General features: G+C 63.5%; 18 protein-coding genes. 4 read left to right on the top strand and 14 right to left on the bottom strand.

Annotated features, from left to right (window positions below):
* Positions 1-90: 90 nt before the first annotated feature.
* The gene (gene gpmI, locus AB688_RS00685; RefSeq protein ID WP_063541577.1) at positions 91-1,626 is read right to left on the bottom strand and encodes a 2,3-bisphosphoglycerate-independent phosphoglycerate mutase; all 1,536 of its coding nucleotides are present in this window, start codon (positions 1,624-1,626) and stop codon (positions 91-93) included.
* A 206-nt stretch (positions 1,627-1,832) separates the two neighbouring features.
* Between gpmI and AB688_RS00680 the strand changes: the two genes are divergently transcribed.
* The 3 genes from AB688_RS00680 to secB are packed head-to-tail and all read left to right on the top strand — an operon-like array spanning position 1,833 to position 3,024.
* A complete protein-coding gene (locus tag AB688_RS00680; RefSeq protein ID WP_054891213.1) occupies positions 1,833-2,246 on the top strand; it encodes a rhodanese-like domain-containing protein in 414 nt (137 codons plus the stop codon).
* 1 nt (position 2,247) lies between these two features.
* Positions 2,248-2,502, top strand: coding sequence for a glutaredoxin 3 (gene grxC / locus AB688_RS00675; protein WP_054891214.1), 255 nt, complete (start codon positions 2,248-2,250; stop codon positions 2,500-2,502).
* Between the two features lie 39 nt (positions 2,503-2,541).
* Positions 2,542-3,024 (top strand): protein-export chaperone SecB, encoded by a 483-nt coding sequence (secB, locus tag AB688_RS00670; protein WP_054891215.1) that lies wholly within the window; start codon positions 2,542-2,544, stop codon positions 3,022-3,024.
* A gap of 69 nt (positions 3,025-3,093) precedes the next feature.
* On the opposite strand, the gene AB688_RS00665 is transcribed toward secB, so the two are convergent.
* Positions 3,094-3,537 (bottom strand): hypothetical protein, encoded by a 444-nt coding sequence (locus AB688_RS00665; RefSeq protein ID WP_063541575.1) that lies wholly within the window; start codon positions 3,535-3,537, stop codon positions 3,094-3,096.
* 76 nt (positions 3,538-3,613) lie between these two features.
* On the bottom strand, positions 3,614-5,716 hold the full coding sequence (locus AB688_RS00660) for a TonB-dependent receptor (protein WP_063541573.1): 2,103 nt from the start codon (positions 5,714-5,716) through the stop codon (positions 3,614-3,616).
* Positions 5,717-6,200: 484 nt separating this feature from the next.
* Between AB688_RS00660 and AB688_RS00655 the strand changes: the two genes are divergently transcribed.
* The gene (locus AB688_RS00655; protein ID WP_063541571.1) at positions 6,201-7,520 is read left to right on the top strand and encodes an OprD family porin; all 1,320 of its coding nucleotides are present in this window, start codon (positions 6,201-6,203) and stop codon (positions 7,518-7,520) included.
* A 58-nt stretch (positions 7,521-7,578) separates the two neighbouring features.
* Here the strand turns inward: AB688_RS00655 and AB688_RS00650 are convergent, their stop codons facing one another.
* From AB688_RS00650 to tssB, 11 genes are all read right to left on the bottom strand, one after another.
* On the bottom strand, positions 7,579-8,370 hold the full coding sequence (locus AB688_RS00650; RefSeq protein ID WP_063541569.1) for a hypothetical protein: 792 nt from the start codon (positions 8,368-8,370) through the stop codon (positions 7,579-7,581).
* Complete coding sequence (locus AB688_RS00645; protein ID WP_063541567.1) at positions 8,367-12,776, bottom strand: RHS repeat-associated core domain-containing protein; 4,410 nt, start codon at positions 12,774-12,776, stop codon at positions 8,367-8,369. The genes AB688_RS00650 and AB688_RS00645 overlap by 4 nt, the downstream gene beginning before the upstream one ends.
* A gap of 8 nt (positions 12,777-12,784) precedes the next feature.
* Positions 12,785-13,219 carry a DcrB-related protein gene (locus tag AB688_RS00640; RefSeq protein ID WP_063541565.1) on the bottom strand — a complete coding sequence of 145 codons (435 nt, stop codon included), beginning with the start codon at positions 13,217-13,219 and terminating at the stop codon, positions 12,785-12,787.
* An 11-nt stretch (positions 13,220-13,230) separates the two neighbouring features.
* The gene (locus AB688_RS00635; RefSeq protein WP_063541563.1) at positions 13,231-15,168 is read right to left on the bottom strand and encodes a type VI secretion system Vgr family protein; all 1,938 of its coding nucleotides are present in this window, start codon (positions 15,166-15,168) and stop codon (positions 13,231-13,233) included.
* A 23-nt stretch (positions 15,169-15,191) separates the two neighbouring features.
* Positions 15,192-17,864: a type VI secretion system ATPase TssH gene (gene tssH, locus AB688_RS00630; protein WP_063541561.1), complete on the bottom strand. Its 2,673-nt coding sequence runs from the start codon at positions 17,862-17,864 to the stop codon at positions 15,192-15,194.
* On the bottom strand, positions 17,857-18,906 hold the full coding sequence (tssG, locus tag AB688_RS00625; protein ID WP_054891224.1) for a type VI secretion system baseplate subunit TssG: 1,050 nt from the start codon (positions 18,904-18,906) through the stop codon (positions 17,857-17,859). Before tssG ends, tssH begins: the two co-directional genes overlap by 8 nt.
* A complete protein-coding gene (gene tssF / locus AB688_RS00620; RefSeq protein WP_054891225.1) occupies positions 18,870-20,732 on the bottom strand; it encodes a type VI secretion system baseplate subunit TssF in 1,863 nt (620 codons plus the stop codon). Before tssF ends, tssG begins: the two co-directional genes overlap by 37 nt.
* Complete coding sequence (tssE, locus tag AB688_RS00615) at positions 20,729-21,244, bottom strand: type VI secretion system baseplate subunit TssE (protein WP_063541559.1); 516 nt, start codon at positions 21,242-21,244, stop codon at positions 20,729-20,731. Before tssE ends, tssF begins: the two co-directional genes overlap by 4 nt.
* A gap of 91 nt (positions 21,245-21,335) precedes the next feature.
* Complete coding sequence (locus tag AB688_RS00610) at positions 21,336-21,824, bottom strand: Hcp family type VI secretion system effector (protein ID WP_054891227.1); 489 nt, start codon at positions 21,822-21,824, stop codon at positions 21,336-21,338.
* A 104-nt stretch (positions 21,825-21,928) separates the two neighbouring features.
* On the bottom strand, positions 21,929-23,422 hold the full coding sequence (tssC, locus tag AB688_RS00605) for a type VI secretion system contractile sheath large subunit (protein WP_063541557.1): 1,494 nt from the start codon (positions 23,420-23,422) through the stop codon (positions 21,929-21,931).
* A gap of 10 nt (positions 23,423-23,432) precedes the next feature.
* Positions 23,433-23,948, bottom strand: coding sequence for a type VI secretion system contractile sheath small subunit (gene tssB, locus AB688_RS00600; protein WP_054891229.1), 516 nt, complete (start codon positions 23,946-23,948; stop codon positions 23,433-23,435).
* Between the last annotated feature and the right edge of the window lie 44 nt (positions 23,949-23,992).

The raw sequence follows: 23,992 nt of genomic DNA, 5'->3' as shown, positions 1-23,992 counted from the left end.
TGCAAAAAAAACGCCCCGCTGCGGGTGCGGCGGGGCGTTTGTCCGGAAATCACGTCAGGGTGCGCTGCGTCTCGGCCCCAACGCGCAGTCTCAAGCGTCGATCAGGATCGAGGTTCCGGTCATTTCGGCAGGCTTCTCCAGCCCCAGCAGCTTGAGCATGGTCGGCGCCACATCGGCCAGCACGCCGCCGTCACGGACTTTCACGCTGCGCTTGCCGACATAGATGAACGGTACCGGCTCGGTGGTGTGCGCGGTGTGCGCCTGGCCAGTGGACTCGTCTTCCATCTGCTCGACGTTGCCGTGGTCGGCGGTGATCAGCGCTTCGCCACCGACCTTGTCCAGCGCCTCGACGATGCGCCCGACACAGCCGTCCAGCGCCTCGACGGCCTTGACCGCCGCGTCGAATACGCCGGTGTGGCCGACCATGTCGCCGTTGGCGTAGTTGACCACGATCACGTCATAACGCTGTTGCTCGATGGCCTCGACGATGCGGTCGGTCACTTCCGGCGCGCTCATTTCAGGCTGCAGGTCGTAGGTGGCGACCTTCGGCGACGGAATGAGGATGCGCTCTTCGCCTTCGAACGGCTCTTCACGTCCGCCGGAGAAGAAGAAGGTCACGTGGGCGTACTTTTCGGTCTCGGCGATGCGCAGCTGGGTCTTGCCGTTCTTGGCCAGGTACTCGCCCAGCACGTTGTTCAGGCTGGCTGGGGCAAAGGCCGCGGGGGCGGGGATCTTCGCCGAGTACTGGGTCAGGCCGATGTAGGCCGCGAGCTTCGGCAGGCGCGCACGGGGGAACTCGTTGAAATCGGCTTCGACGAATACCCGCGACAGTTCACGGGCGCGGTCGGCGCGGAAGTTCATGAAGATCACCGCGTCGCCGTCTTCGACCTTGACCGCCTCGCCGATGCGCGTGGCCTTGACGAATTCGTCGCTCTCATCGCGTGCATAGGCTGCTTCAAGCCCAGCCACAGCGCTGTCTGCGCTGTACTCGGCGGTGCTGTCGACGATCAGGTTGTAGGCGGCGCTGACGCGGTCCCAGCGGTTGTCACGGTCCATCGCGTAATAGCGGCCGATCAGGCTGGCGATGCGGCCCTTGCCCAGCTTGGAGAAGGTCGCGTCGAGCAGTTCGATGGACGACTGGGCGCTGCGCGGAGGGGTGTCGCGGCCGTCGAGGAAGGCGTGCAGGTAGATTTTCTCGGCGCCACGCTGGGCGGCCAGTTCGGCCATGGCGACGATATGGTCCTGGTGGCTGTGCACGCCGCCGTCGGAGAGCAGGCCCAGCAGGTGCACGGCCTTGCCTGCTGCAACTGCCTTGTCCACGGCGCCGGTGAGTACCGGGTTTTCGAAGAACTCGCCGTCGCGGATGGCCTTGGTGACCCGGGTGAAGTCCTGGTACACCACACGGCCGGCGCCGAGGTTCATGTGACCGACTTCGGAGTTGCCCATCTGCCCGTCCGGCAGGCCGACATCCATGCCGGAACCGGAGATCAGGCCATGCGGCTGGGTGGCGCGCAGGCGGTCATAGACCGGTGTGTTGGCGGCGTAGATGGCGTTGTATTCGGGGCTTTCGCTGTGACCGAAACCATCCAGGATGATCAGGACCAGGGGCTTGGGCGTGCTCGTCATCAATCAAACTCACGGTTGTTCAAAGATGATAAAGACACGCATTTTAGGGCAAATCGGCCAGCGACGGCGAATATTCGTCGGTTCGTACGACCAGCGTCCCGACGGGTTGCAGATGAAGGCTGTTTCCGAGCCGGCCCGGCGGGCTTTGGCGGGCATGGGTGGCTGTGTATACTGGCCGGCATTTTCAATCGCCTGGAACACCCCTGATGGTTGCTCACCTGATTCAATTCGCGACAGATCACTTCATCCTGGTTGCGATCTTCTTCGTCCTGCTGATCCTGCTGCTGGTCAATGAAATCCGCCGCGGCGGCCAGAGCCTGAGCAACGGCCAACTGACCGCGCTGGTCAACGCCGAGAAGGGCGTGGTGATCGATATCCGTCCAAGCAAGGAATACTCCGCCGGCCACATCGTGGGGGCGCTGAACATTCCGCAGGACAAAGTCATCGGCCGCATTGCCGAGCTGGAAAAACACAAAGAAAAGACCCTGATCATCGTCGATGCGATGGGCCAGCAGTCCGGCACCATCTGCCGCGAGCTGCTCAAGGCTGGCTTCACCGCTGCCAAGCTCAGCGGTGGTGTGTCCAGCTGGAAAGCCGATAACCTGCCCCTGGTGAAGTGATATGAAGCCCGTCATCGTCTACTCCAGCGACTACTGCCCCTACTGCATGCGCGCCAAGCAACTGCTGGCGAGCAAGCAGGTGGCGTTCGAGGAAATCCGTGTCGACGGCAAGCCGCAGCTGCGCGCCGAGATGGCGCAGAAGGCCGGGCGTACCTCGGTGCCGCAGATCTGGATCGGCAGCACCCACGTTGGCGGTTGCGATGACTTGTTTGCGCTGGAGCGCTCGGGCAAGCTCGACGCCCTGCTCGAGGCCTGATTCACGCCTCTTTCAACCATTTTCAGAAAAGGATCTGCCATGACTGACCAACAGAACAACGGCGCCGCCGAAGAGAACAGCCCACAATTCTCCCTGCAGCGCATCTACGTGCGTGACCTGTCGTTCGAAGCCCCGAAAAGCCCGCAGATCTTCCGCCAGCAGTGGGAACCCAGCGTCGCGCTGGACCTGAACACCCGCCAGAAGGCCCTGGAAGGTGACTTCCATGAGGTCGTGCTGACTCTGTCGGTTACCGTCAAGAACGGCGAAGAAGTCGCCTTCATCGCTGAAGTTCAGCAGGCGGGCATCTTCCTGATCTCGGGTCTGGACGCAGCTTCCATGAGCCACACCCTGGGTGCGTTCTGCCCGAACATCCTGTTCCCGTACGCGCGTGAAACCCTCGACAGCCTGGTGACCCGTGGCTCGTTCCCGGCGCTGATGCTGTCGCCGGTGAACTTCGATGCCCTGTACGCTCAGGAGCTGCAGCGCATGCAGGAAGCCGGCGAAGCGCCTTCCCTGCAGTAATCGTTATCGCGCGGCATAAAAAACCCTCGGGATCGACCCGAGGGTTTTTTTATGGGCGCAAGCCGAACTTCAGCCGAACTGCTTCTGTTGTTGCTGCTGCTTGGCCACTGCCTCCGACGCTGCCACGTAGGCTTCCTGGAACTCGTCGCTCTCCAGCCAGGCCATGGTCGCCGCTTCATCGGCGCCATCGAGCCAGGCGCGGTAAGCGGTGAACACCAGGACGATGTAGTCGGTGGCGTGCTCTTCCTTGTGCCCCTTGAGTACCAGCGCCAGCAATGGATCGACCAGGAACACCGAGATCATCGACACCAGGCTGGTTTCCTGGGCCTCCTTCATCTTGTCGAACAGGGCGTCATAGCTCCCGGACTCCATGGCCTTGTTGTACACCTGCTCGACACTGGCGCTGTCGCCAGCGCTGGCCTTGACCGCCTGGCCGCCGCGGACCATGCGGTTCTGCTTGGCCTTGGAGGCGGCGCGCTTGGCGCGTTTCTGTTGCTTGGTGTTGGAAGCCATGGGTGAATCCTTGGGTGTGTCCGGAAAAAACGCGTATTGAAGCCTAGTTGCCGCAGTTCTGGATAGGGCCCACTGGTCAGAAGCTGTAGGTGCCTGTCACCACCAGGCTGCGCGGATCGCCGAACTGGATCTGCGCGGCGCTGGTCGCCGAGCTGTAGTAGGTCTTGTCGGTGATGTTGTTCAGCGCAGCGCGAACGTCCCAGTCGTGGGTGCGGTAGCCGGCCAGTGCATCCCAGTGCCCATAGCCTGGCAGCACCGTGGTGTTCTGGTTGTCGGCGTAGCGTTCGCCGACCAGTACCAGGCCGGTTTCGGCGTACCAGCCCAGCTCCGGCTTCCAGGTCACGAACAGGCTGGCGTTGCGCCGCGCCACGTTGTTTACCCGGTTACCCTCCAGGCCGCTGTTGTCCTTGGCGATGATGGCATCCTGCAGGCCGATGCCGCCGCGTACGTACCAGTTGCCGACCACATTGCCCTGGGCGGTCAGCTCCACGCCACGCGAGCGTTGCAGGCCGGTGAGGATGGTGATGCCAGGGTTGTCCGGGTCAGTGGTGCGACGGTTGTAGAGCTCCAGCTCGTAGACGGCGAGGGTGGTGCTCAGGCGCTCGTCGAACCAGTCGCTCTTGACCCCGATTTCCTTCTGCCGGGTGTTCTCCGGAGCCGTTTCGTTGGTGTTGCCGGCAGCGCCGGGGGTGATACCGATCAGGCCGCCGCCGACCGGGGAATAGGTCTTGCTCCAGGAGGCATAGAACGAATGTTCCTGCCACGGCGAATAGACCACGCCCAGGCGCGGGCTGGTGCTGTTGTCGTCCTGTTTTTCCGAGATGCCTCGCAGCTTGTTGGTGGTTTCCACCTCGAATTGGTCGAAGCGCACGCCCGCCAGGATCTGCCATTGGTCGTTGAGGCGGATCTGGTCCTGCAGGTAGACGCCACGGCTATCGACCACCGTGTGGTTGTAGCTCGACGGCACCATGGGACCGTTGTGTTGCAGGCGCCGGTTGGGGTTGTTCAGGTTCAGCGACGGCACCGCCTGGCCACCGGCACTCACCGCCCGCGCGGTGTACAGGCGCGGATCGCGGCGCTGATTGCCGGATTCCAGTCCCAGCAGCAGCTTGTGCTCCAGGCCCCAGGTGCTGACATCGCCCTCGGCCTCGAGGTTGTTGAAAAGGTTGCGGGTGTTCAGGTCCTGCTGCCAGCGCTGGCGGGTCACCAGATTGGTGCTGGGGGTGTAGCCGGTGAGGTAGGTGTTGTCGAAGTCGCTGTCGAGCTTGAACAGGCTCAGGGTATGGCGCACTTGCCAGTTGTCGCCGAGCTGGTAGTTCAGGCGCGAGCGCAGCGACTGTGACTTGTCGTCGATGAAGTCGCGCTGCGTGTCGCCGTACGTAGTGCTGCGCCCGACATCCGCCGGACGACCGCCGACGCCAGGAATGCCGCGATCCGGGGTGCGGTTGTAGCGGCTGTATTCGTACTGCACCAGCCAGTTCAGGTCGGGGTTCAGTTGCCAGCTCAGCGACGGGGCGAACAGTTGGCGGTTGCCATCGACCCCATCGCGGAAACTGTTGTTGTCCTGGTTGCCCATGTTCAGGCGCACGCTGATGTCGTCGTTCAGGTCGGCACTGAGATCGGCGTACAGGCTGCGCAGGTCCTCGCTGCCGCCCTGGGCTTCGATGGTAGAGCGCCGGCCATGCTCGGGCGCCTTGCTCACCCGATTGACGATGCCGCCCTGGCTGCCACGGCCATAGAGCACGGCTGCCGGGCCCTTGAGCACCTCGATGCGCTCGATGTTGTGCAGGTCGCGTACGTACTGGCTGTCATCACGCACGCCGTCCAGATAGAAGTCGTTGCTGGCGTCGAAGCCGCGGATACGCAGGCTGTCGAAGCGTGTGTCGGCGCTGCTGCTGACGTTGGGGATGCCTTCCAGTGCCTTGCCCAGGCTGTTGTTGCCGTAGTCCAGCACGTTGGCGGTCTTGACCGTGTCGATCGCCTGCGGGACGTAGCGCACAGGCGTCGAGGTCCGGGTGGCGGTGCTGACGTCCTTGACCCTCGGGTTATCGCGCTCGCGTTCACTTTCGGCAGTGACCGAGAGCTCAGGCAGGGTAGTGGTGGCAGCGCTGGCAAGGCCCGCGCTGAACATCAGTGAGAGGCCCAGAGACAGGGGAGACAAGCGGCAGGGGACAAGCATCGGCAGGCATCCAGCAGAGATTGTTATGAAAAGGATGCGAATGGTAATGCTTGCTATTTGCTCTTGCTTGGCTATTTGTAAAGGCGCGTATTTACGAATGTATCAAATTGTAACTGGTAATTATTCGCTTTTATCGAGGTGTTTTTGTCAAGCCAACCAGAAGTGAGTTGCCTGTACGAAAGTACAGAAAAGAGAGGGAATAACTGTCTGCTCTGCGATTCAGCACAGATTTGCACCAGCTCTGGCCTTTAATTTGGTTATATCAACCTTCATTTCACGTTTTTTTGACATTGCGAAGCGCACGCGGCTAGGATTCGGCCTCTACGCCTGCCGGCCATCAGTTGGCCGAGCGCCGGACGAAGCCCGCTACCTGCAAAAGGAGCGGGGTTTTCAGTTTGGATACAAGCGTCGAACCTACGAAGGGGCGTTGGTTCCTGGCGTTTTAGGTAGCAGAGCGTTCTGATTCGGTAATAAGGAAAACAACATGTTGAATACAAGGATCAGCCTGGTAGCGCTGGCACTCATCGCCGCCACTCAGGCCCAGGCCAACGACCAGGCCGAAAGCAAGGGCTTCATCGAGGACAGCCACGCCAACGTCCTCCTGCGCAACGCCTTCATCAACCGTGACAAGAAGCACCACACCAACGACCAGTCCCAGTGGGGCCAGGGTGTGATCGCCAACTTCTCGTCCGGCTTCACTCAAGGCACCGTGGGTGTCGGTGTCGACGCCTTCGGTCTGTACGCCGTGCGTCTGGATGGTGGCAAGGGTCGTAATCAGGGTGGCGGTGTCGACTTCTTCAAACGCTCCGACCCCACCTTCGACGGTGAGAAAACCAACGCCCCTCACAACCTGGCTCGTGGTGGTGCAGCGGTGAAGTTCCGCATCTCCAACACTGTGCTCAAGTACGGTGACCAGATGCCGGCTCTGCCGGTCCTGCAGTACGACGACGCTCGTCTGCTGCCAGAGAGCTTCACTGGCACCATGATCACCTCCAAGGAGATCAAAGGCCTGGAGCTGAATGCAGGCCGCTTCACCCAGGAAGCCCGCAAGAGTGCCGAGCGCCGTGATGGCGGTGGCCTGAAGTCGATCAACGTGCTCGGCGGCAGCTACAAGTTCACCGACAACTTCACCGCGTCGCTGTACACCGCGGACAACGAAGATGTCATGAAGAAGCACTACCTGGGCCTGAACTACGTCTTCCCGATCGCGGCCGACCAGTCCCTGACCCTGGACTTCAACGGCTACAAGTCGGACATCGACAACAAGTATGTGCGTGAAGCTGGCTTGAATGGCGACCGCAACACCATCTGGAGCCTGGCGGCTACCTACGCCTATGGCCCGCACTCCTTCACGCTGGCCCACCAGCGCAGCACCGGCAGCACCGGCTACAACTATGGCTGGTACCAGAACGAAGGCGGTGTCGGCGACGGTGGTTCGACCATCTACCTGGCCAACTCGTACTGGTCCGACTTCAACGCCGAAGACGAGCGCTCCTGGCAGTTGGGCTACGGCCTGGATTTCGGTGCCTTCGGCATCCCTGGTCTGACCTACAAGCTGGCTTACGTGGTGGGTGACAACATCAACACCCGCAACCTCAAGAACCCGGAAGGTTTCGGCGAGGGTAAGGAGCGCGAGATCTTCAACCAGGTTCGCTACGTGGTGCAGGACGGCCCGGCGAAGGACCTCTCGATCAAGCTGCGTAGTTCGTTCTTGCGTACCAACAACGCTGTGCGCCAAAACGGCTACAACGACGACGGCAACGAAGTTCGCGTATTCGTCGAATACCCGATCAGCATCTTCTGATACTGATCTGGCGTAACGAAACAGCCCCGGCATTTGCCGGGGCTGTTTCGTTTCAAGGCTATTGCGCCAAAAGTTGCGGATAGTCGCCGAACCAATATTTCATCGCGTCGGCGTCCACGCCGTTTGCTCCGGTCCAGAAATCCACCGGATAGCTCCAGTCCGACGAGCGCGAGCTGCTCGGCGCCAGACCCTGATTGGTGAAACGCTGTAAAAGCCCAGGGTGTTCGGGCGTCTGCAGGATGGCGCAATGCCCCAGCAGATCGATAAAGCTGCGCGCTTCCTCTTCGCTCATCTTCACGCCCTTGAGCTTGCGCAGTTGCTTGAGCATATCCTTGGGCCTGGCGCTGTCTGGCATCGCCCGGATCATCTCGAAGATGCGGGTCGTGAGCGGCAGTGCCTCAGGGCGGGGGCTGTCGATGGCGTTGGCCTGCTGCAGAAAGAACGCCATCTCGGCGATATCGCCACTCAGCACGCTGCCGCACAGGTAGCGTGTCTGGTTCAGCAGGACGAAATCGATGTCCAGATGCTCGAAGGCCCCGCACACCTGGCAGTTGAGCTGCTTGTCGACGCTGAACGGGTGCTGCATGAAGTGAGTTGCGCTGGCGAGTGAGGAAAGGCCGGCGCGCAAGTGTGCCTGGTTCGTTTCCACACCGTGCAGGAACTGGGCGACGATATTTGCCTTGTCAGCGTTGTCACGCTCCTGCAGCAGCCACTGCACCACCTGGTCGTGGGACATTTTCTGGCTTGCAGGTGCCAGCCCGGCCTTCTTCAGCACCGGGTCGATCGCTTCGCCTTCTTCGTAATCTTCCAGCGCCTCGCGAATCGCCGCCAGTTGCTTGCTTGTCGTCATTTGCCACATGTCCTCGTGTTGACCTTTCTCGGTGCCGCCTTGCTGGCCAGGACCGGCAGTGAACTGACCTTGCTGACGCCCGAATTGCGCAGATAGGTCTTGGCAGCCTTGATCCTGCGTCTGCCGCGCACCGTCTTGGCCTTGGCATCGGAAATACCGTGGATCTTGTTGCCGCGGACCCTGGGATTCTTGCGTCCTAGCACCTGCTTGCGTTCGCGGATGCCGGCGTTCTCGATACCGCGTGCCACGTCCTTGGGCGTGCCATGGGGCGTGACCTGGTTGATACGGTCGCCATACCTGAAACGATAGCCGTCGGTGCCTTTGGTCTTGCCATGGCGACGCATCACATCTTCCAGCGAAGCCTTGTCGGAAGCCCGGCCGTGATAGTAAGCCTTGCCGTTACGGTCGGTCAGGATGTAGTTCCAGTCCAGCCCGTGAGGGTCGATCCAGGTGAATGGGTTCGGCGAGTACTGGTACAGGTTGATGCCGCCTTCCAGGCCGATGGGGTCAGGCTGGGTGAATCGCCCGACCTGCGGGTCGTAATAGCGGAACAGGTTGTAGTGAAGCCCGGTTTCGCGGTCCAGGTATTGGCCCTGGAAGCGCAGGTTCTGCTGTTCGCTGAACGGAGCGGTATTGCGCTCGTTCAAGGTGGCCCCCCAAGTTCGATACTCGCATTCCCACAAGGTTTGGCCGTCGGTATCGTTCAACTCGACAGGCTGGCCGTTGAGGTCGGTCTGGTAGTAGCGGATCTGCTGGTGTTCACCCAGCCCGTCGACCCGCGCCATGGGCTCGTACTCATCGCCATACAGGTACAGGGTGCTGTGACCGTTGCGGGTTTCGCCCAGCAGTTGCAGGCCGTCCCAGAGAAACCGGGTGCTGCCAAGCAGGTTGCCGCGTTCATCGTGCTCGTCCTTGCCAATGCGTCGCCCCAGCGGGTCGTAGTGCATGCTGACCTTGCGTTCCCTGCCGTGAAGGACGGTCGCTACCTGAACCAGGCGTTCTTGCGCATCGTAGGTGAAGGTCTGCAATCCATACTGGCTGCTGCGCCGCTCGAGGAGGCGAGCGAAGCCATCGTAGCGATAGCGGTTGTCGCGATAGCGCTGCAACTGGTTGTGGCGAACTGCAACGCCAGGCGTCTCGGTGAGGTTGGCCGCGGGATCGTAGTGGAAGCTTTCGTTCTGCCCGGCCAGGGCACTCTGGCAGGCCATCACCCGGCCGCTGGCATCGTGCGGCAACAGCACCTGGTGCTGCTTGCCGGGTTGCTGGATGTAGCGCTGGACCAGATTGTCCAGATCATCGAACACGAAACGCTGCTGCCAGGGCGCCGGACCGTGAGCCGGCTGCTGCGCGTTGCGGCGTAATTGGGTGCGCAGGCGGCCGCAGCGATCGTACTCGCGGGTCAAACTCATGCGCCCCTGAGTCCGGCTGACTTCTCGATGCAGGCGATCGCGCTCGAAGTCGCAGACCACAGTGCCATCAATGTTCACCTGATGCAGGTGACCGCTGCCGTAATACAGGCGGTTCACCGTACGGCCGTCGGGCAGTTGTGTCTGGATAAGGTTGCCCAGTTCATCGTAGCGATGCAGCAGCTTGCCGGCGTCGGTGATTTCGGCCAGGCGTCGGCCAAGGCCGTCGTATTCGAAAGCGACACTGGTCGACTGCCCCTGAGTGTCGGTGAAGGTGACCGATAGCAACTGATCCACGCCGTCGTAGCAATACTCGGTACAGCCATCGTCGGTGGTGAATGACAGCAGCCGACCGCCGGCATCACGCACATAGGTGTGCCGCAGCACCGGCTCTGGGCTGCCAGGTATGGGGTGCCAGTCGATTTCCAGCAGCTCGCCGAGCGCGTCATAGCGATAGCCTTTGCTGCTCAGGTCCAGGTTGTGCTGGCGCTGCAGGCGATCAGCAGCATCCCATTCGAACCGGTAGTGTTCGCCGTTCTCGTTGGTCAGCGTCACCAGGCGGGCGAACAGGTCGTAACCCAGGCGTACACTGCGGCCCAGCGGATCGCGCTGCTCGGTCAACTGGCCGTGCCGATCGTAGTGGTAGAGGGTCTGGTGCCCCAGCGGGTCGACATAGGCCGACAGCAGGCCGGCAACGGTGTAGCTGTAGCGGTGGGTCCGACCATCGGGCTCGACCTGCTCGATCATCCGCCCCAGCACGTCATAGGTGTAAGTAGTGCTTTCGCCATCGGCATCGGTGATCCGGCAGGGAAAGTCGTGGCGATCGTACTCGTAGCGGGTGCGATAACCGGAGCAATCGATATCCTCGACCAGCAGGCCGCGGGTGTTCCAGCGCTGGTGGCGCTGGCGCCCCGCGGCATCGGTGATGACGATGACCTGCCCGCGTTCGTCGTACTGGTAACGGGTCACCTGGTGCAAGGGATCGGTTTCGCTGATGCAATTGCCACGCTGGTCATAACGGTAGCGCCAGCGATTCCCTGCGCTGTCACATTCCTCTCGTGGCAGGCTCCAGTGTTCCAGCCACAAGGTCGATTCACTTCGCCCCAGTGGATCGATGGTCTGGGCCAGGTTGCCGGACTCATCATAGAAATACTGCCACTGGCCGCCAAGCGGATCGGTCGCACCCAGCAACTGGCGCTCGTCGTTCCACTGGAACTGCCAGCAGTTGCCCAGCGCATCGAGATAACGTTCGACCTGGTACTGGCGGTTCCAGTGACGGATGCTGGTACGCCCAAGATTGTCGGTGACCTCGGTCACACCCTGGGCAATGTCGTAGCGAAACTGGTATCGCTCGCCCTCGCTGGTGGTGTGCAGTGACACCCGCCAGCCATCCTCGCTGTGCATCCACTCGTAGAAGCAGCGCAGGCCTGCGGGAGTCTGGTGTTCGATAAGCCGCTGGCCGTCGTCATAGGCGAATCGGCGCTGCAGTTGGCCCAGCGCGTCGCGCACCTCGTTCAGGTCGCCGCGATGGTCGTAGCCGTAGCTGACGAGCGTCTGGCGGTTGCCGTCTTCGAATACTTGTTCGATCCGACCCAGGCGTCGCGGCCAGCGCTCGTGAGCAATGAGCTGGATGCAGACGCGATCAAAGGTGTCGCGCAGACCTGAAAGGCGCCCTTGATCGTCGTAGTCGAGATGAATGCGGTTGTCGTTGCGGTCGCCCAGTTTGCTCAGGCGCAGGTGTGAAGGGTTCGTCGGTGCAGGCTCGAACAGGCGGTAGAGGCCTGTCTCGATGTCCTCGATCAGCAGCTCGCCATTGAGGGCATGACGTACGCTCAGGCCCTCGGCAGCGCTGAACACGGCATCCCCTGGCGGGATCTGGCCCATGTCGATGACCCGCATCTGTTCATCGTTGTACAGCAGGCGATCGGCCTGGACGGTCACGAAGACTTCGTAAGGTACGCTCCAGCTGGCGCCGAACAGGCCGTCGCGGCGCTCGTCGCGGCTGTTGTAGGAGCGCTGCCAGTCCAGCGGCAGCAGGCTCTGCAGGCTGAAGTCCAAATCCAGGTCGTCAGCGAGTACCTTGGCGCCGGTCGGTGCGTGGACCGGATTCGGCGAGCCGGCAATTGCCGAGGTCAGGGCACCGGTCACTTCGCTGGTGATCAGCGTGGTCACACCCCCTACCAGCATGCAGCCGAAGCGGCTGTAGAACTTGCCACCGCGCCCGCGCAGCATCAGCAGGGCGGTGATGGCCAGGCCGATGCCCGGGGTCTTGCCGCTACGGATCTCACGCACGACGATCGGCTCGCCACCGATGCGCACGTTTTCGGAAATTTCCCCGGCATCGACAATGACCGCCTCGCAGGTGCTGCGATCACCGCTGCGACAGGCGGGATGACCGTTGATCAGCACCTTGCTCGAGCCCTCCGCCAGGTATTGCGGGGGCATTGGCGGATGTTTGCTGCAGAGGATCTTGTCGTCTTCGGCCTGCTCTGTGTTGGCGGCAGGGCTGGCGACGGTCGGTCGCCACATCTGGGAGAAGAAGCCCTTGGCCATGTCGAGGAAGCTTTCTTCCTTCTCCGCGCCCGGCGCGCCTTCGCCACCCGCTGCCAAGGCTTGCGCAGGGCCGGTGACAATTCCGGCAGCGCGTGCTGCACGCTTGCCGTTGGTCTTGGTGTCGGAGGAGCCGGTGAGGATGTTGGCTTGTACGCTTGGCGGGAACAGGGCATTGCCGATGCCCTCGCATAATCGACTGAGCCCGGTGTCCGCTCCGGTCTTGGCCATCACCACGCCCACCACCAGCCCCACCACCGCGCCAAGCACGAAGCAGCCCAGGCCGCCGGTGGCCACCGTCAGGCCCAGCGCTGCTGCCACCGCTGCCGTGGCCAGGGCGCCGATGGCGATGTTCGCGGCAACCTCCAGCACACCTCCGACGATATCGGCCATCATCGAGGTATGCATCAGCGCGTCGCCTTCGCGTGCGGCCCAGAGTGCGTCGGACATAGGTCAGGTCAACCGAGGTTGTCGAATTCGAGTGACTGCTTCAGACGTGCCCAGTGCGCCGCTTCCGCTGCCCCCAGCGGCGTGGGCTTGACGTAGCTCAGCGCGAACATCTTGCGTGTGCCGGGCAATACCAGGGCGAGCTGATACTGGTAGACCTTCTCCTGGCCCTTGCTGAACTGACTGCTCAACTCGATAGCGTCGATGTCCTGCGCTGTGCCTACCCGAAGCGCCTGGGCCGGCTGAAATTGCAGGTCCTTGACCTGTTGTTGCAGGCGCTGCAACTGGCCATCGAAGTTGCTCTGCAGGGTCTCGCCTTCGGCGAGTAGGCTGCGGCTGACGATCAGCGAAGTGCCCAGGGCTTCGAAGCGCAGGATATTGATGCTGGTATCGCGTACGTCGGCGTCGGGCAGGACCAGACGGAATTCGTTGAGGCGGTAGCTCATGGTCGTTCTCGTTACTTGCCTGTATTCGGGAAAAGCGCTTTCACCGCGTCATCGATGGTCTTCTTCACCCCTTGTTTGTCCGGCGCAGTCTGTGCGCCGCTTCCGACGTTCAGGTCGAGGGTGCCGTCCGTGTTGATTTCCCCATCCTTGCTGGCGTGAAAGCTGAACTGCTCGCAACTGATGTTGATCTGGCCGCTGGCGTTGAGCTCGATCACGCTCTTGCCGCAGACCAGGCGCAGGTTCTCGCCGACTTCGATCAGGTAGCTGGTGCTGACGCTGTCGGTCTTGCTCGCCCCGACCATCAGCATGTCGTCACGGCGCACCGCCCGGATGCGGTCTTGGCCGATGGTGATGGTTTCCAGCATGCCGACGGTCTGCACTCGACTGGCGCCCACCGACAACGTCTCATTCTGCTCCACCACCGTGTCCATGTTGCGCTCGGCATGCACATACAACTGCTCCTGCCCGCGCTTGTCTTCCATACGGATCTCGTTGAAGTTGGCCGGGCTGCCGCCTTTGCTCGAGCGGCTCTTCATGCCGCTCTGGGTGGCGTTGCCGGGCAGATCGTAGGGCACGGCCTGCTCGGCGTTGTACACCCGGCCAGTGATGATCGGCCGGTCGGGGTCGCCTTCGAGGAAGCTGACGATCACTTCCTGGCCGATCCGCGGGATCTGCATCGAGCCCCAGTTCTTCCCGGCCCAGGCCTGGGATACGCGGATCCAGCACGAGCTGTTCTCGTTGGACTGGTCGTGGCGGTCCCAGTGGAAGTGCACCTTCACCCGACCGTACTGGTCGGTCCAGATCTCCTCGCCGGCCGGGCCAACCACCACGGCAGTCTGCGGGCCCTTGACCAGCGGGCGCAGGGTGCTCGATACCGGCCGGTAGCTCTGCTGGGCGTCGATGCAGCTCAGGTTGCTCTCGAACTGCGCCGAGCCGCTGCCGCCGCCGGTTTCCAGGCGCTCCTGTACTACGTAGTAGCGGGCGGCGACGATCAGGTACTCGCGGTTCTGATCCTGGCGGGAGAAGCCGCTGAGGCTGAACAGGTGACCACTGCCAAGACCACGGGCATTGCCGCGCAGCTCCACGCGTTCATGCAGGCTCTGCAGCGACTCGAGACGGGTGCGCGCATAGTGCTCGCCATCCTGGGTCTGCTCATAGGCGCCTGGGTAGTCGTACAGCGGGTAGTCGCCGGCCTGGTGCGGGCGTGGCATGGCCGAGCGCACATCGATGCGCGCGCTGGGCCGCTGGAAGTCGTAGTCGTTGAGCTCCATCGAGCCGGACTGCACCTCTTGCGCCAGGTGCCAGTCGTTGATGTGGTCGCGCTCTCGGTGCTGGCCGTCGGGCGGATAGAACGGCACCGACTCGTAGCCCGGCGCCTTCTGGTGTGCGCCATAGGCGTCGGCCAGCACCAGGACGTGACGCGCCTCCTCATGGCGGAAGAAGTAGTAGATGCCTTCTTCTTCCATCAGCCGGCTGACGAAGTCGAAGCTGGTCTCGCGGTATTGCACGCAGTACTCGCGCTCGCGATAGCTGCGGCTCAGGGCATCCTCGAAGTCCGAAAAGCCCAGGTCGCGGAATACCTGCTTGATGATCTGCGGTGCACTCAGGTGCTGGAAGATCCGGCAATCGCTGGTGCGCGTCAGCAGCCACAGCCAAGGCCGCAGGGTGACGCGGTAGCTGGCGAACTGTCCGCGATCGACCGACTGGCTGCAGCGCGCGACGATGCCGTGGAAGTGACGCGAAGCCATGCCGCTCAATTGCAGCGACAGGCTCATGGGTTTGCCCAGCAGCTGGTTGAGGTCGATGGCCGGATCGTCGCTGGTCAGCTGCAGCTCATAGTCGAACAGGCGGCCGAGCTCCTCGCTGCCGCCCATCTCGCTGAGGATCAGCACGTTCGGCCCCAGGGGGCTGTTGATCTGCGCCAGGCGCGTCAGTTGCGTGAACAGCATGGATGTTCCTGTATGCGCGAGACTCAGGCCGCGCTGAAGTCATAGTGCAGTTCGTTATCGCGCGCGCCGATGCTGACGCTGGCCAGCGGCTTGCCTTCGAGCAGACGGGTGAGGAACTCGCGGCTCATGTCCGGCAGCAGGCCGTTGGTCAGGATCGCATCGATCATCCGCCCGCCGCTCTCGGTCTCGGTGCAGCGCGAGACGATCAGGTCCACCACCGCGTCGTCGTAGGCGAAGCCGACCTTGTGCGTAGCCTCCACGCGCTTGCGGATGCGCTCCAGTTGCAGGCGGGTGATGGCCTTCAGCATGGCGTCGCTGAGCGGGTAGTAGGGGATGGTCACCAGGCGACCGAGCAGCGCGGGCGGGAAGATTTCCAGCAGCGGCTTGCGCAGCAAGGTGGCGACCGCATCCGGTTCGGGCAAGGTCTGCGGGTCCTTGCAGATGTCGGCGATCAGCTCGGTGCCGGCATTGGTGGTGAGCAGGATCAGGGTGTTGCGAAAATCGATCTGGCGCCCCTCGCCATCTTCCATCACGCCCTTGTCGAACACCTGAAAGAAGATCTCGTGTACGTCAGGGTGGGCCTTTTCCACCTCGTCGAGCAGCACCACGCTGTAGGGGCGACGGCGCACGGCCTCGGTCAGCACGCCACCTTCGCCGTAGCCGACATAGCCGGGCGGTGCGCCCTTGAGGGTGGAGACGGTGTGCGCTTCTTGGAACTCGCTCATGTTGATGGTGATCAGGTTCTGCTCGCCGCCATACATGGCCTCGGCCAGCGCCAGGGCGGTCTCGGTCTTGCCCACACCCGAGGTGCCGGCAAGCATGAACACGCCAATGGGTTTGTTGGGGTTGTCGAGGCCGGCGCGGGAGGTCTGGATACGCTTGGCGATCATCTTCAGGGCGTGGTCCTGGCCGATGATGCGCTTGCCCAAGTGACTGTCGAGGTTGAGCACCGTCTCGATCTCGTTGCGTGCCATGCGCCCCACCGGAATGCCGGTCCAGTCGGCAACCACAGAGGCCACGGCCTGGTAGTCGACGGTCGGGAGGATCAGCGGGCTTTCGCCTTGCAGGGCGCTCAGGCGCTGCTGCAAGTCGACGAGTCGCTCGCGCAGCTCATGGCTGCCTTGGGCATCGACCTCCTGATCGACCACCCCGACCTGCTCACGCAACTGGGCGCGGGTGGCCAGCAGTTCGTCGACCAGGGTCTTTTCTTCGGCCCAGCGGCCTTCCAGCTCGAGCAGGCGCTGACGCTCTTCGGTCAACAGCGTGTCGGCCTGTGTCTGGCGTTGCTCGGTGGCGACGCCAATGGCGGCTTCGCGGGCGATGATCTGCAGCTCGACTTCCAGCGCCTCGATACGCCGGCGGCTGTCATCGACCTCTGCCGGCACTGCATGCAGGCTGATGGCCACGCGTGCGCAGGCGGTATCGAGCAAGCTCACCGACTTGTCCGGTAGTTGGCGTGCAGGGATGTAGCGGTGCGACAGCTTGACCGCGGCTTCCAGCGCTTCGTCGAGGATCTGCACCTGATGGTGCTTCTCCATGGTCGAGGCCACGCCGCGCATCATCAGCAGCGCCTTTGGCTCGCTCGGCTCATCGACCTGCACCACCTGGAAGCGGCGGGTCAGTGCCGGGTCCTTCTCGATGTGTTTCTTGTACTCGGCCCAGGTGGTCGCGGCCACGGTGCGCAGGCTGCCACGGGCCAGTGCCGGCTTGAGCAGGTTGGCGGCATCGCCGGTCCCGGCAGCGCCACCGGCACCGACCAGGGTGTGGGCTTCGTCGATGAAAAGGATGATGGGCTTGGGCGAGGCCTGGACGTCCTCGATGACCTGGCGCAGACGCTGCTCGAACTCACCCTTCATGCTGGCGCCGGCTTGCAGCAGGCCGACATCCAGGCTGCGCAACTCGACATCCTTGAGCGCAGGCGGTACGTCGCCGGCAACGATGCGCAAGGCGAAGCCCTCGACGACAGCGGTTTTGCCGACGCCGGCCTCGCCGGTGAGGATCGGGTTGTTCTGGCGGCGACGCATGAGGATGTCGACCAGTTGGCGGATCTCCTCGTCGCGGCCCACGATCGGGTCGAGCTTGCCACTGCGCGCCTGTTCGGTCAGGTCGACGGTGAAGCGCTTGAGTGCTTCCTGCTTGCCCATCGCCGCGGGGGCCACGGCGCCGCTGGCTTCGCCCGGGGCTGCCGCAGTGAAGCCGTCGCTGGCGGCCAGATTGTTCTCGGGGGAGTCGCCGACGTACTCGTCGAAACGTTCACTCAGGGCCTCGACCTTGAGCTTGGCGAACTCGCTCGACAGACCCAGCAGGGCATTGCGCAGGCTCGGGGTCTTGAGGATGCCGACCAGCAGGTAGCCGGTGCGCACCTGGCTCTCGCCGAACATCAGGCTGCCGTAGACCCAACCGCGTTCCACTGCCTCTTCGACCTGCGAGGACAGGTCGGTGATCGAGGTCGAGCCCCGCGGCAGGCGGTCGAGGGCATCGGTCAGGTCGCGGGCCAGGCGCGCCGGCTCGACGTTGAACTGGCGCACGATACGGTGCAGGTCGCTGTCCTGCAATTGCAGCAACTGGTGCAACCAGTGCACCAGCTCCACGTAGGGGTTGCCGCGCAGCTTGCAGAACACCGTGGCGGCTTCGATGGCCTTGTAGGCGACGCTGTTGAGTTTGCCGAACAGCGCGGCGCGGCTGATTTCACCCATGTTCCTGACTCCTTGTGCAAGACGGTTTGACCGGCTGCGCGGCGTAGTAGCGAGCGAGCTTGAGGTCGTTGGCATCGTGTTGTGGACGGCCGAGCCAGGTGTCGAAACCCAGGCGCCTGCCGGCATCGAGTTCCAGCGCGGGCACGTGCTCGCGCGCGAGAATGAGGTTCAGGTCCCAGTCCAGTTCGTGGCCCTGGTACTCGGCGACCCAGGCCGCCAGTTCGATGAACGCCTGCCCGCCCGGCAGCAGCGCGTGGTATTGCTCCAGCGTCAGCGGGCCGAGGCACAGGCGGAACTTGTGCTGGCGATCCCAGACGTAGCGGCCCAGGCACAGGTCCATGCCCAGGCGGTTGGCGTGCACGCCGAGGCGGCTGCGCTCGGGCAGTTCCAGCCATTGGCCGACGTACTCCTCGATGCGCACTGGCACGCCGAAATAGCTCGCCAGGATGCTGGCCAGCCCGTCCGGATAGCGCGTCTGTGCGGCGAGGTGGCCGGAGTAGTGCAGCTTGGCGGTATGCGGCAGCGGACCCTGGTCCTGCAGTTCGGGCTGGCCGCGCCCGCTCAGGGCCGCCAGACGCGCGGCCCAGTAGTCATCGCCGGGGCGGTCGTGGCTGACGGTTGGCCGCGCTTCGGCCCAGGCACGGTAGAACAGGCTCAGCAGGCGGTGATGGAAGATGTCGAGGAAGCGCTTGCTGGTGTGGTCGGCGTGGTTGCGCTGGCGTTCGCGCATGTACTCGGTCAGGTGCAACGGCAGCGGTCCGTTGGGGCCGCCGAGGCCGAAGAAGAACTGTTCCAGGCGCGCCGGCCCTTCGCCGTCTTGCGTTACCGAGGCCAGGGTGGCCGGGGCGAAGCTGCAATCCAGGCGCTGGCCCAGGCGCACCGGCTCATCGGCCAGGCGCTGGGCGTGACCGAAGCGAGGCAGCTCGGGGTGCTCGGCCTCGAGGCGACGCAGCGCCTGGAAGAAGTCGAACTCCCAGGGTTCGGCCTGCATGGCCTCGAGTATGTTCACAGGGTCGGCCTGCGTCCGGGCTTGGCTTTCCATCGCATGATCTCGCCGCGCTCGCTGGTGCGCAGCACGGTTTCGGTGAAGCTGTTGATGGACACGTAGCGGGTCAGGAAGCGTTCGAACACCGCGCCGAGCAGGAAGACGCCGGTGCCGCGGAAGGCGTTCTCGTCGAATTCCAGGGTAATTTCCAGGCCACGGCCAAAAACGATCGGGCCGGGCATCGGCAGGCGCCGGGTGCAGGGCTTGCTGCTGACCTCGCGCAGGCCGTCGATCTGCAGGTGCAGTGCGCTGTCCTGGCTGTCGCCGTACAGGCGCAGTAGCTCGCGCAGGGCGGCGGCACCCTGGCCTTGCTCGGCCAGCGACAGGTAGTTCAGCGACAGTTGGCTGATCAGGCGCCAGGCGCGGTTGTCATGGGCATGGCTGGCTTTGGGTCGGCTGGGGCCGGCCAGGCAGCGCACGGCAGACACGGGCGCGCTGTCGGCGAGGCTGAAGTCGCTGCGCCCATCGCCCACGCTCATGAACAGCGGCAGGTCGCGGTTGCTGCACAGCGCGCTGATGCCCAGCTGGCGCAGGTCGTGGCGGTGTGGCGCTTGTTGGCCATCGACCAGGCTGATGAAGGTTTCGCTGCCCATGTAGCTTGAGCGCGTGCCGTTGCGCCGCTGTTCGCTCGACAGCACTCGCTGCTCGCGGCGCACGATGTAGTAGGCCTGATCGCGGCCATAGCGCGAGGGGTCACGCACGGCGTAGAAGGGCAGGAACTCCTGGTCTGCACCGGTGCCGTGACCGGTGACGCGCTGCAGCGAGTGGATCTCGAAGTCGGTGGGGCGGGTGCGGTCGGCGATCACATGGTGTTCGTTGACCTTGTCGGTCAGGTGGATGCGGTCGACGCGGCGGGGGAACAGGTTGATCGCCGGGGTACAGAAGGGCACCAGGCGCTCGGCGCCGACGCTGCTTTCCAGCGCCGAGTCGAAACGCTCGAACAGCACCAGCAGCTCCAGCTCCTGGCCGTTGCAGCGCTTGACTGCCCGTTCCAGGCCCGCGAAATCGACGAACAGAAAACGTTGTGGCAGGGCAAAGTATTCCTGCAGCAGTCGGTAGCCCTGGAACGCCTGCGGCACCACCGGCAACGCCGCTTCGCTGTCATCGAAACCGCAGGGGCGCAGGGCGTGCTCCAGCGGGATGCGCTCGACCCAATCAGCGCCGGGCTGGCGGGCGAACACTGCACAGGCGTTGCCCAGCAGTTGTTCGTAGAGACGGTAGGGCGTTTCGTCGGCACCGTTGAGGTACAGCGGCAGGTGCGTCAGCGGCAGGCTCGAGAACGGGATCTCGGCACCGCTGCGCAGTGTCAGCCGCAATGCGGCGCGGGCCTTGGGTTCGCTGGCGGCGAGGCGGCCGAGCACGGTGCCAGGGTTGCCGAAATATTCGGCGCGGGCCACCTGCAGCGGCCACAGGGTGACGTCCTGGGTGCTGCGAAACTCGCATGGGGTCTGCGAGTCGCGGCCAAGGTTGGCGCGCAATACGCTGCCGCGTGGCAGCGGGAAACCTGCGCTGAGCGAACCTTCGTCAGGATCGGTCTGCAGCTGCACCACGGTCATCGAGGGCGTCGGCGCCAGGTAGTGCGGGTAGGCGATTTCCAGCAGGTTGTGGGTGAAGGTCGGGTACTCGGCGTCGAGCTTGAGCTGCACGCGCGCGGTGAGATAGGCGAAACCTTCGAGCAGGCGCTCGACGTACGGGTCGGCACAGTCGATGCCGGACAAGGTCAGGCGCCCAGCGATCTTCGGGTACTCGCGGGAGAACTCCGCCGCGCTTTCGCGGATGTGCCGCAGCTCCTGGTTGTACAGATCGAGCAGGCGCGGGTTCATGCGCGTCTCCTGCGTTCGGCGGGGGCTACGTGCACTTGTCCGGACTCCAGGTCCAGGTCGGTCTGCAACAGTAGTGGCAGCGCCGCAGGCTGGGCCCAGAGATCACCTTCGATCTCGAAGCTCAGGGCGTTGGCGTTCATCTCGCCGGGGGCGACCATGGCGCGCACCTTGAGGGTGTGGGCCAGGATGCGCGGTTCGTAGGTGGAAATGGCCTGGTGGATGATGCGCTCCAGGGCCAGCAGATCGATGTTCGAGGCGCAGTTGCCGGCCAGGGCGGGCAGGCCGTAGTTGACCACCGAGTTGCCTGCGGGAGTGTTCAAGGTGCTGGTGCTGTCGAGCAGCGACGTGGTGTTGAGCAGCCAGGCCAGGTCGCGCAGTACCGATGCCTTGAGCTGCTGCAGCGACAGCACGCGCTTGTCCGGGGCTTCCTGCGGGTTGCCGGGATCATCGTCGGTCAGACGATCCAGCAGCGAGGGTTGCAGGCGGTCACGGGCGGCGATGTCGGCTACCACGGTCGGGTTCCTTCAAGGGTTCGGGGTCGTGGCGACTGCTTCGCGGGCAAGCCGCAGCTGCGACTTGCCCGCGAAACAGTCGCCAGCGCTATCAGATCTTGACGTTCTGACGCACGTTCCAGCCGTACTTGATGGCGCCGCCATCCTTGGTACCGTCGGCTTTCTGTGGCTGGTAGTCCACGGTGACCTTGGCGAAGTTCAGGGTGACGTTTTCGGTCAGGCGGTCATCGCTGCCCGAGCCGCCGGTGCTCAGCGAGCTGATGATCACTTCTTCGAGGTTGATGATCAGGTACTCGACCTGGCTCTCGCCACCGGCCTTGCGCACGGTCAGCTTGACCTTGTCGATGTGCTTGCCGCTGGAGCAGTGGGCCATCAGGTTGGGGCTGGACTTGTCGACGTACTTGGTGATCGACAGGTCCTGGATGTTGACCTTGCCGGCACCGCCGCCTCCGCCCATGTGCATGTTGCCGGACTGGGACATGCCCCAGCTCCAGTTCAGCACGTCGATTTCTTCCTTGTGGGTCTTGTCTGCGGACTCGCCCTTGATGTCGCCGATCTTGATGAAAATATCTACAGCCATGATGTCCTCGGTATTTCGCGTCGGTTGGCAGTTCTATCGGGGCTGCTGCGCAGCCTATCGCGGGCTTGCCCCGCGACGGGGCGCGCAGCGGCCCCGGTTCAGGCTCAGGCGCCTTTGGCCGAAGGCAGCTTCGAGACCAGACGCAGCGACACGGTCAGCCCTTCGAGCTGGTAGTGCGGGCGCAGGTAGAAGCGCGAGTTGTAGTAGCCAGGGTTGCCCTCGACTTCTTCCACCACCACTTCAGCCGCCGCCAACGGGTGCTGTGCCTTGGTGGTTTCGCTGGAGTGCGCCGGGTCGCCGTCGACGTAGTTCAGGATCCAGTCTTGCAGCCAGCGCTGCATCTCGTCCTTTTCCTTGAACGAGCCGATCTTGTCGCGAACGATGCACTTCAGGTAATGGGCGAAGCGGCAGGTGGCGAACAGGTACGGCAGGCGGGCAGCCAGGTTGGCGTTGGCGGTGGCGTCCGGGTCGTCGTACTCGGCCGGCTTCTGCAAGGACTGCGCGCCGATGAAGGCGGCGAAGTCGGTGTTCTTCTTGTGCAGCAGTGGCATGAAGCCGTTCTTGGCCAGCTCCGCCTCGCGGCGGTCGGAAATGGCGATTTCTGTCGGGCACTTCATGTCCACGCCACCGTCGTCGGTGGGGAAGGTGTGCGCCGGCAGATCCTGCACTTCACCGCCCGATTCGACGCCGCGGATGCGCGAGCACCAGCCGTAGTGCTTGAACGAGCGGTTGATGTTGACCGCCATGGCGTAGGCGGCGTTGGCCCAGGTGTACTTGCTGCTGTCGGCGCCGTCGGTATCTTCCTCGAAGGCGAAGGCCTCGACCGGGTCGGTCTTGGCGCCATAGGGCAGGCGGGCCAGGAAGCGTGGCATGGTCAGGCCGATGTAGCGCGAGTCTTCCGATTCGCGCAGCGAACGCCAGCCGGCGTACTCCGGAGTGGTGAAGATCTTGGTCAGGTCACGCGGATTGGACAGCTCCTGCCACGAGCCCATGCCCATCACCGTTGGCGATGCAGCGGCGATGAACGGCGCATGCATCGACGCACAGACCTTGGACATCTCGCCCAGCAACTCGACATCGGGCGGCGACTGATCGAAGTAGTAGTCGCCCACCAGGCAGCCATAGGGCTCGCCGCCGAACTGACCGTATTCCTCTTCGTAGAGCTTCTTGAACACCGGGCTCTGGTCCCAGGCGGTGCCCTTGAATTTCTTCAGGGTCTTGTGCAGGTCGGTCTTGGAGATGTTGAGCACGCGGATCTTCAGCTGCTCGTCGCTCTCGGTGTTGTTGACCAGGTAGTGCAGGCCGCGCCAGGCACTTTCCAGCTGCTGGAAGTCATCGTGGTGGATGATCTGGTTGACCTGCGCGGTGAGCTTGGCGTCGATGGCGGCGATGATCTGTTCGATCGAACCGATGGCATCGTTGGAGACCAGGTTGGTCTGCGCCAGGGCCTGTTCGGCCAGGGTGCGCACGGCGCTTTCGACGGCTTCCTTGGCACGCTCGGTCTTGGGTTTGAATTCCTGCAGCAGCAGGTTGGCGAATTCGCTGGCCTGCTCGGTGGTGGCCGGCTGGGCCTGGGTATCGCGCAACGGATCGGTCATGGCGGGCTCCTCAGGCGCTCGGCTCGTTATCGGAAGGTTTCGGGGCGCTGGCCAGGGCCTGCAGCAGGGCAGGGTCCTTGATGGCCTTGAGGATGATGTCCTCGGCACCGGTCTTGCCGTCCATGTAGGTCAGCAGGTTGGCCAGTTGGGTGCGCGCCTCGAGCAGCTGGTTCAGGGCGTCGACCTTGCGCGCAACGGCGGCCGGGCTGAAGTCGTCCATGCTCTCGAAGGTGATGTCCAGGCTCAGGTTGCCTTCGCCGGTCAGCTCGTTGGGGACGTTGAATGCCACCCGTGGCTTCATGGCCTTGAGGCGGGAGTCGAAATTGTCGACATCGACTTCCAGGAACTTGCGGTCGGCCACGGCGGGCAGTGGTTCGGCCGGCTTGCCGGCGAGGTCGGAGAGCACGCCCATGACGAAGGGCAGCTGTACCTTCTTCTCGGCACCATACAGTTCGACGTCGTACTCGATCTGCACTCGCGGCGCGCGGTTGCGCGCGATGAATTTCTGGGAGCTGTCTTTGGCCACGTGGTTCCTCCTGGTCGCCGCTGGGGGCGCTGTCGTTCGTTGCG

It is taken from the genome of Pseudomonas putida (genome assembly GCF_001636055.1).
Taxonomy (GTDB): Bacteria; Pseudomonadota; Gammaproteobacteria; order Pseudomonadales; family Pseudomonadaceae; genus Aquipseudomonas; species Aquipseudomonas machongensis.
Note: the sequence above shows the minus strand (reverse complement) of the source record. Positions and strands in the feature narration are given on the sequence as shown.

Bases quoted from the DNA above. Each gene is read 5' to 3' on its own strand.
- gpmI (WP_063541577.1), bottom strand. From the start codon at position 1,626: ATGACGAGCACGCCCAAGCCCCTGGTCCTGATCATCCTGGATGGTTTC.
- AB688_RS00680 (WP_054891213.1), top strand. From the start codon at position 1,833: ATGGTTGCTCACCTGATTCAATTCGCGACAGATCACTTCATCCTGGTT.
- grxC (WP_054891214.1), top strand. From the start codon at position 2,248: ATGAAGCCCGTCATCGTCTACTCCAGCGACTACTGCCCCTACTGCATG.
- secB (WP_054891215.1), top strand. From the start codon at position 2,542: ATGACTGACCAACAGAACAACGGCGCCGCCGAAGAGAACAGCCCACAA.
- AB688_RS00665 (WP_063541575.1), bottom strand. From the start codon at position 3,537: ATGGCTTCCAACACCAAGCAACAGAAACGCGCCAAGCGCGCCGCCTCC.
- AB688_RS00660 (WP_063541573.1), bottom strand. From the start codon at position 5,716: ATGCTTGTCCCCTGCCGCTTGTCTCCCCTGTCTCTGGGCCTCTCACTG.
- AB688_RS00655 (WP_063541571.1), top strand. From the start codon at position 6,201: ATGTTGAATACAAGGATCAGCCTGGTAGCGCTGGCACTCATCGCCGCC.
- AB688_RS00650 (WP_063541569.1), bottom strand. From the start codon at position 8,370: ATGACGACAAGCAAGCAACTGGCGGCGATTCGCGAGGCGCTGGAAGAT.
- AB688_RS00645 (WP_063541567.1), bottom strand. From the start codon at position 12,776: ATGTCCGACGCACTCTGGGCCGCACGCGAAGGCGACGCGCTGATGCAT.
- AB688_RS00640 (WP_063541565.1), bottom strand. From the start codon at position 13,219: ATGAGCTACCGCCTCAACGAATTCCGTCTGGTCCTGCCCGACGCCGAC.
- AB688_RS00635 (WP_063541563.1), bottom strand. From the start codon at position 15,168: ATGCTGTTCACGCAACTGACGCGCCTGGCGCAGATCAACAGCCCCCTG.
- tssH (WP_063541561.1), bottom strand. From the start codon at position 17,864: ATGGGTGAAATCAGCCGCGCCGCGCTGTTCGGCAAACTCAACAGCGTC.
- tssG (WP_054891224.1), bottom strand. From the start codon at position 18,906: ATGGAAAGCCAAGCCCGGACGCAGGCCGACCCTGTGAACATACTCGAG.
- tssF (WP_054891225.1), bottom strand. From the start codon at position 20,732: ATGAACCCGCGCCTGCTCGATCTGTACAACCAGGAGCTGCGGCACATC.
- AB688_RS00610 (WP_054891227.1), bottom strand. From the start codon at position 21,824: ATGGCTGTAGATATTTTCATCAAGATCGGCGACATCAAGGGCGAGTCC.
- tssC (WP_063541557.1), bottom strand. From the start codon at position 23,422: ATGACCGATCCGTTGCGCGATACCCAGGCCCAGCCGGCCACCACCGAG.